Source organism: Streptomyces calidiresistens (assembly GCF_014141525.1).
GTDB lineage: Bacteria > Actinomycetota > Actinomycetes > Streptomycetales > Streptomycetaceae > Streptomyces > Streptomyces calidiresistens.
This window is the reverse complement of record NZ_VKHS01000241.1, coordinates 1-6737: the sequence shown is the minus strand read 5'-3', so window position 1 is coordinate 6737 and position 6737 is coordinate 1. Positions and strand designations below refer to the sequence as shown.

General features: G+C 76.1%; 5 protein-coding genes. All 5 read left to right on the top strand.

Features of this window, described 5'->3' with window-relative positions:
- Positions 1–1661, top strand: a 1661-nt coding sequence (locus tag FOE67_RS12145) for a thioesterase domain-containing protein (RefSeq protein ID WP_228473804.1), incomplete at its 5' end; no start/stop codon positions are given.
- A gap of 70 nt (positions 1662–1731) precedes the next feature.
- On the top strand, positions 1732–3288 hold the full coding sequence (locus FOE67_RS12140; protein ID WP_182663454.1) for an ABC transporter substrate-binding protein: 1557 nt from the start codon (positions 1732–1734) through the stop codon (positions 3286–3288).
- Positions 3285–4277 (top strand): ABC transporter permease, encoded by a 993-nt coding sequence (locus tag FOE67_RS30375; RefSeq protein ID WP_182663452.1) that lies wholly within the window; start codon positions 3285–3287, stop codon positions 4275–4277. Before FOE67_RS12140 ends, FOE67_RS30375 begins: the two co-directional genes overlap by 4 nt.
- Before the next feature lie 131 nt (positions 4278–4408).
- Positions 4409–5161: an ABC transporter permease gene (locus FOE67_RS12130; RefSeq protein WP_323384802.1), complete on the top strand. Its 753-nt coding sequence runs from the start codon at positions 4409–4411 to the stop codon at positions 5159–5161.
- The coding region (locus FOE67_RS30945) for an ATP-binding cassette domain-containing protein (RefSeq protein WP_323384799.1) at positions 5158–6737 on the top strand (1580 nt) is incomplete at its 3' end. The genes FOE67_RS12130 and FOE67_RS30945, both read left to right, overlap by 4 nt.

Here is a 6737-nt window from a genome sequence, read left to right as displayed (position 1 = left end):
CCCCCGCCCTGCCCCGCCTGCCGGGGGACCGGGACGAGCGACCCCGGTTCGCCCGACGCACCGCCCGCCTGGAGCCCGAGTGCTGGAAGGCCCTGACCGCCGAGGCCGCCCGACGCGGGCTGACCCCCACCGCCGTGCTGCTCGCCGCCTACGGCGAGACCCTCGCCGAATGGTCCGGCGGGGACCGGCTCTCCCTCACCCTCACCCTCTTCGACCGCCCGGCCGGACTCCCCGGCGCCGAGGACGTGGTCGGCGACTTCACCACCCTGATGCTGCACGCCGTCGACCGGAGCGCGGACACCTGCTTCGCCGACGCCGCCCACCGCGCCCAGCGCACCCTCTTCTCCGACCTGGAGCACCGGGAGTTCTCCGCCCTGGAACTCCTGGCGGAGAAGGCCTCGCGCACCGGCCGCACCGAGTCGGTGCCGGTGGTCTTCACCAGTGCGTTGGGCCTGTCCGCCCCGCTGGGCGGCACCCACGACCTGGACTGGGTCGGCACCCCGGTGTACGGGGTGAGCAGCACCCCGCAGACCTGGCTCGACCACCAGGTGCTCGAACAGCACGGCGCCCTGCTGCTCCAGTGGGACGTCCAGGAGACGGTGATCCCGGCCGAGGAGGCCGACCGCGCCTTCGCCGCACACGTGGCCCGGGTTCGGCGCCTGGCCGAGGCGCCGGAAGCCTGGGACACCCCCCGACCGGGGGCCCCGGCGGACGGGACCGCCGCGGCCCGTCCCGTCCCGGGCACCCCCGCTCCGGTACGGCGGGCGGCCGCGGACCCCGACGGGATCGTGATGCCGCTGCGCACCGGGGACGGCGACGGGACCCCGCTGTTCCTGATCCACCCCTCCGGCGGCGACATCCTGTGCTACGGCGAACTGGCCCGCACCCTCGCCGGTCCCCGACCGGTCCTCGCCCTCACCGACCCGGAGCTGACCGGTGGTCGGGGACCGACCACCATCCCGGAGATGGTGGAGCGTTACCTCGGGGCGGTGCGCTCCGTCCAACCCCGGGGCCCCTACCTGCTGGGTGGATGGTCGATGGGCGGCACCCTCGCCCACGCCGCCGCCGTGGAGTTGGAACGCCGGGGCGAACGGACCGCCCGCCTGGTGCTCATCGACTCCAACCTCCCGGACCGCATCCGCGACCTCGGCGGACCGGGACCGGACGGGGACACCGCCGTCGCGGCGGTGCGCTACCTGCACTCGTTGGAGGCATTCCTCGACCTGGAGCTCCTCACCGACCGGGACGACGCGGGGAACCCGGCCGCCACGACCGCCGACGCGGTGCGAGCCGAGGTCACCGCCCGCCTGCGCGAGGCGGGGCTGATCGGCCCCCGGGAGAGCGCCGACCTGCGGCTGGGGGTCTTCGAGCGACACCTGCGCGCACTGGCCGGGCACCGCGCCGGACACCTCACCGACCCGCACACGCGCCTGCTCCTGATCGCCGCCTCCCGCCGTTCACCGCGCAACGCCGGGATCGGCATGGGAGTGGACGACGCGGAGGACCTGCCCGCCCTGGGCTGGCACCCGCACGTCCGCGGCCCCGTCGAGGAGGAGGTCGTCGACGCCCACCACTACTCCCTGCTCACCGGGGAGGCGGTGCGCCGGGTCGCGGAGCTGATCGACCGCACCCTGCGCGACCTGCCCCCGACCCTCCGCTGAACCCCGCCCCCGGCACCCGAACCGCGGGAACCGGGACCGAGAAGAAACCACGAGAGAGACCGCTGTCACGATGACCCCCTTCCTCCGCCGCCCGCGCGCGGCGAGAGCCGTGCTGTCCGCGACCGCCGTGTGCGTCCTCGCCCTGGCCGGCTGCTCCACCGACCCCACCGACCCCGACGGGTCCGCCGGCGCCCCGGCCGCCTCCGGCGCGGACACCACGCTGAGGTACGCGGTGGCCGGCTCACCGGCCACCGCGAGCGACGACCCGCACGGCGGCCTGGGCAACGAGTCCGACGTCCTGCGCTTCGCCCTGGTCTACGACGTCCTGACCGTGCACGGGGACGACGGAGGGGCCGAACCCCGCCTGGCCACCGCGTGGGAACCCAACGAGACCATGGACCTGTGGACGTTCACCCTCCGGGAGGACGCGGAGTTCACCGACGGCGAGCCGGTGCGTGCCGGGGACGTGCTCCACTCACTGCGCCGCATCGGCGCGAAGGCCGCCGAGAACTACGGCCGTCTGGCCGACTTCGACCTGGAGAACTCCCGCGTCGTCGACGAGCACACCGTCGAGTTGGCGACCCGGGTGCCCATGGCGAACGCGCCGGTGGCCCTGGCGTCGATCACCTTCGTCGTCCCCGAGGGCACCGAGGACTTCACCGGGGAGGTCCCCGGCTCCGGCCCCTACCGGGTCGAGGAGTCCGCCGCGGACACCACCGTGCTGGTCCGCAACGACGGCTGGTGGGGCGGAACCCCCGACCCCGGGCGGATCGAGATCCGGGCGCTGGCCGACCCGCAGACCCGGGTGGACGCCCTGCTGTCCGGTGCCGTGGACGTCGCCGGGAGCGTCGCCCCCACCGCCGTCGCCTCCGCCGAGGAGAAGGACATGCGGGTGGTCCGGCGCTCCGGGGTGACCACCTATCCCTTCATCATGCGCACCGACACCGCGCCGTTCGACGACCCGCGGGTGCGCGAGGCGTTCCGCCTGGCCGCCGACCGCGAGGAGTTGGTGGACACCGTCTTCCTGGGCTACGGCGAGGTCGCCAACGACCTGCCCACCCCGCACGACCCGTCCACCCCCACCGACCTGCCGCAGCGCGAGCACGACGTGGAGACCGCCCGTGAACTGCTGGCCGAGGCCGGACACGCGGACGGCCTGACGGTCACCCTGCACACCACCACGTCCTACCCCGGCATGGACACCGCCGCCACCCTCTACGCCCGGCAGTTGGAGGAGATCGGTGTCACCGCCGAGGTGAGCGTGGAGCCCGCCGACGACTACTGGACCACCGTGTACGCGCAGAAGCCCTTCTACACCGGTTACTACGGCGGGATCTCCTTCGCCGACCTGGTCCGGGTCGGCCTGCTGTCGGAGTCCCCGACCAACGAGACCGCCTACCGCAGCGAGGAGTTCGACCGGGGCTTCGAGGAGGCCATGGCCACCTCCGACGAGGCACGGCGCGACGAACTGCTCGCCGACATCCAGCGGGAGCTGTGGGAGGACGGCGGGTACGTCGTGTGGGGCACCGGTGACGGCATCGACCTCGCCGCCCCGCACGTCCACGACCTGCCCGACGGCCCGGGCTTCCAGCGGATGTTCATCGACCGGGTGCGGCTGGAAGGGTGAGCCCCCGTCTCCCGGCGCGTCTTTCGGCCCGCGTGGCCGTGCTGGCACTCGCCGCGACCGTCGTCGTCTTCGCGGCCACCGAGCTGCTTCCCGGTGACGCCGGCGACACGCGGGACGCGGGCCGGGCGACCGAGGAGGAGATCGCCGCCCGACGGGTCGAACTCGGCCTGGACCGCCCCGCCCCGGTGCGGTACCTGCTGTGGCTGGGCGGCCTGCTCACCGGTGACCCCGGCCGCTCGCTGATCACCGGCCGCCCCGTCGCCGAGATCCTCGGCGAGCGGCTGCCGGCGACGACCGCGCTGGTGGCGGTCTCCCTGCTCCTCGCCACCCTGCTGACGGCGCTCGCGCTCCTCCTCGCCCACCTGCGAGGGGGGCGCGGGGGCTCGATCGCCGCCGGACTCGCGGCTGTGCCCCAACCCGCCTGGGCGGCGGTCCTCGGCGGGCTCCTCGCCGGCCTCCTCGGATGGGTCCCACCGGTGTCGCTGCTTCCCCCCGGTGGCTCCGCCTGGTCCTCCCCGCAGGCCCTGGTCCTCCCCGCCCTCACCCTCGCGCTGCCCTCCGCCGCCTATGCCACCGGCCTGCTGCAGGGCGTCCTCGTCGACACCCTGCGCCGGCCGCACGTCGTCGACGCCGAGCGGCGCGGTCTGTCACCCCTCGCGGTGCTGTGGCGGCACGTGGTCCCGTTCCTGTGGGTGCCGGCCCTGCGGGTCGGGGCGCTGCTGGCGGGCGGGATCACCGCGGGCACCGCGCTCGTGGAGACGATCTTCGGATACCCGGGCATCGGTGGTCTGCTGGTGTCGGCGGTGGCGGTGCGGGACATCCCCGTCGTCCAGGCCGCCGCCCTGCCCCCGATCCTCGTCCTGTTGGCGGGGGTCCTGGTGGCCGATCTGGTCGCCGCCCGCTCCGGCGCGGGGGCCGGCGACGGCACGGGCGCGGCGGACGAAGGGTTCCGCCCGCGCACCCCCGACCCGATCGGGGGCGTGCGATGACGGGACCCGCACCCGCCGGGATCCGGTACGTGTCGACCCGGGCCGACACGGGAGCCGGACTTCCCCCCGGGCCGCGCCCCCGGCGTCGGCGCGGCACCCTCCCCCGACGGCTCCTCGCCCCCCTCGCGGCCGTGACCCTCCTGACGCTGGTGGGCCTGGGTCCCCTGTTGGCGCCCCACCCCCCGGACCGCACGGTGGGCCCGCCGTGGGCATCACCGGACGGCTCCACGCCCCTGGGCACCGACGCCCTGGGCCGCGATGTCCTCTCCCGGGTCCTGGCCGGTGGCACCGGCCTGCTCTCCCTCGCGCTCGTGGCCGCCCTCGCCGCCGTGCTCCTCGGCACCGCGGCGGGTCTGTGGTCCGGCTGGGCGGGGGGCGGCGCCGCCCGCCGCGTGGCATGGGTCGGCGACCTGCTGCTCGCCGTGCCGGCCCCGGTCCTGGCCCTGGTCCTGGCGACGGCCCTGTCCGGCGCATCCGCGGTGGTCACCGCGTCGGTGATGGCGGGCGCGCCGCTGACCGCCCGGGTGGTGGCGGACGAGGTGGCCGTCCTGCGCCGCGGCGGCTGGGTGCGGGCGGCGGTCGAACGCGGTGAGCGGGCCCCGGCCGTCCTCCTCCGGGAGATCCTGCCGGCCCTGCGCGGCCTGGCCACCGCCGACGCCGGCCTGCGGCTGGTGACGGCGCTGCAACTCGCGGCGGCCCTCTCCGTGCTCGGTCTGGGGCCGCAACCCCCGGCCCCCGACTGGGCGCTGATGCTGCGCGAGGGACTGCCCGGAACGGCACTCAACCCCGCCGCGCTCCTCGCCCCCGCCCTCGCCCTCGCCCTGTGCGCCTGGGTACTCGGGGCCGCCTCCCGCTCGGCCGGGCGGACCGGAGGTGCGCGGTGACCCCCACCCCCGTCCGTCCCGGGGCACCCCGTACCGTCCCCGACCCGCCGGCCGAACCACCGCTGCTGTCCGCCGAGGGGCTGCTCGTGCGGCGCTCGACCGACGCGGCGACCGTCCTCCGCGCCCCGGACGTCCGGCTGGGCACCGGGCGGATCCTGGTGGTCACCGGTCCCTCCGGCGCCGGCAAGAGCACTTTCCTGCACGCCCTGCTGGACATCCTGCCCCCCGGACTGCACCGGGCGGGCGGAACCGTCCTGTGGCGCGGGGAACCGGTCCGTCCGGGCGCACCGGCGCGCCGCCTGCGGCGCGCCCGCTGCGGCTGGCTCGGACAGGATCCGGCGGCGGAGCTCCACCCGCGGGCGCGGGTCGACCGGCTGATCACCGAGGGCCTGCCGGGGTCCCGGCGGGAGGTCGGCGAGCGGGCGGCCGACCTCCTGGAACGCCTCGGTCTCGACCCCGGTCTCCTGCGCCGTCGCGTGCCGGAACTCTCCGGGGGGCAGGCCCAGCGGGTCGCCCTGGCCCGAGCCCTGATCGGCGACCCCGAACTCCTCGTCGTGGACGAGCCCACCTCCGCCCTGGACGCCGGATCACGAGCCCTGGTGGAGGCGGCGGTGCGCGCCCACCGGGACCGGCCGGGCCGGGCCGCGGTGGTGGTCACCCACGACCCGGGGTTCGCCGGGGCGCTGGGCGACACCGTCCTGCGACTGGGACCACCGGCCCCCCGCGGCGCCGGCCGGAGGACGGGGAATCCGGCCCGTCCGCCCCGGGCGGAGGCCGACCCGGGCGGTGCGGCGCCGATCTCCCGGCCGGTCCCGGGCGGGCCGACCGGAACCGCCGGCCCGGTGCTGGCCGTACGCGGGCTGCGGCTGGAACGTCCCGACGGTTCACCGCTGTTGGGATCGTGCGACCTCGACCTTCCGCGCGGCGGGGCGTTGGCGATCACGGGACCCTCCGGCAGTGGGAAGACGACCCTGCTGCACGCACTGTGCGGCCGGCGCCCGCCCGCCTCGGGACGGATCCTCCTGCACGGCGTGGAACTGCCCGCCGCCACCCGGCAACGGGAGCGGGCCCAACTGCGGGCGATCCAGTTGATCGGGCAGAACCCGATGGGCGAACTCAACCCCGCCCACCGTGCGGTGACCGCCACCGCGCGACCGTTGCGGGTGCTGCACGGCATGGGCCGCTCGGAGGCCCGGGCGGGGGCCGGGGAACTCCTGTCCGCCGTCGGGCTGGAACCGGGTCTGCTCCGCAGCCGACCCGGGGAACTGTCCGGGGGACAGCGCCAACGGGTCGTGCTGGCCAGGGCCCTGGCGGCACGTCCCGACGTCCTGCTGCTGGACGAGCCCACCGCCGCCCTCGACCGGGCCACCGCCGACCGGGTGCTGGACCTCCTGGAGCGACTGCGGGCCGACGGTTTGGCCCTGCTGTTGGTCACCCACGACCCGCTGGTGGCCGCCCGTGCCGATCGCCACCTGTGCCTGGAGGGCGGGGAGCTGATCGTGTCGCCCGCAGCCCCCCGCCCCTGTCCCTTATACACACCTGACGCTGCCGACGAGGCTGCAAGATTGTCGGTCTG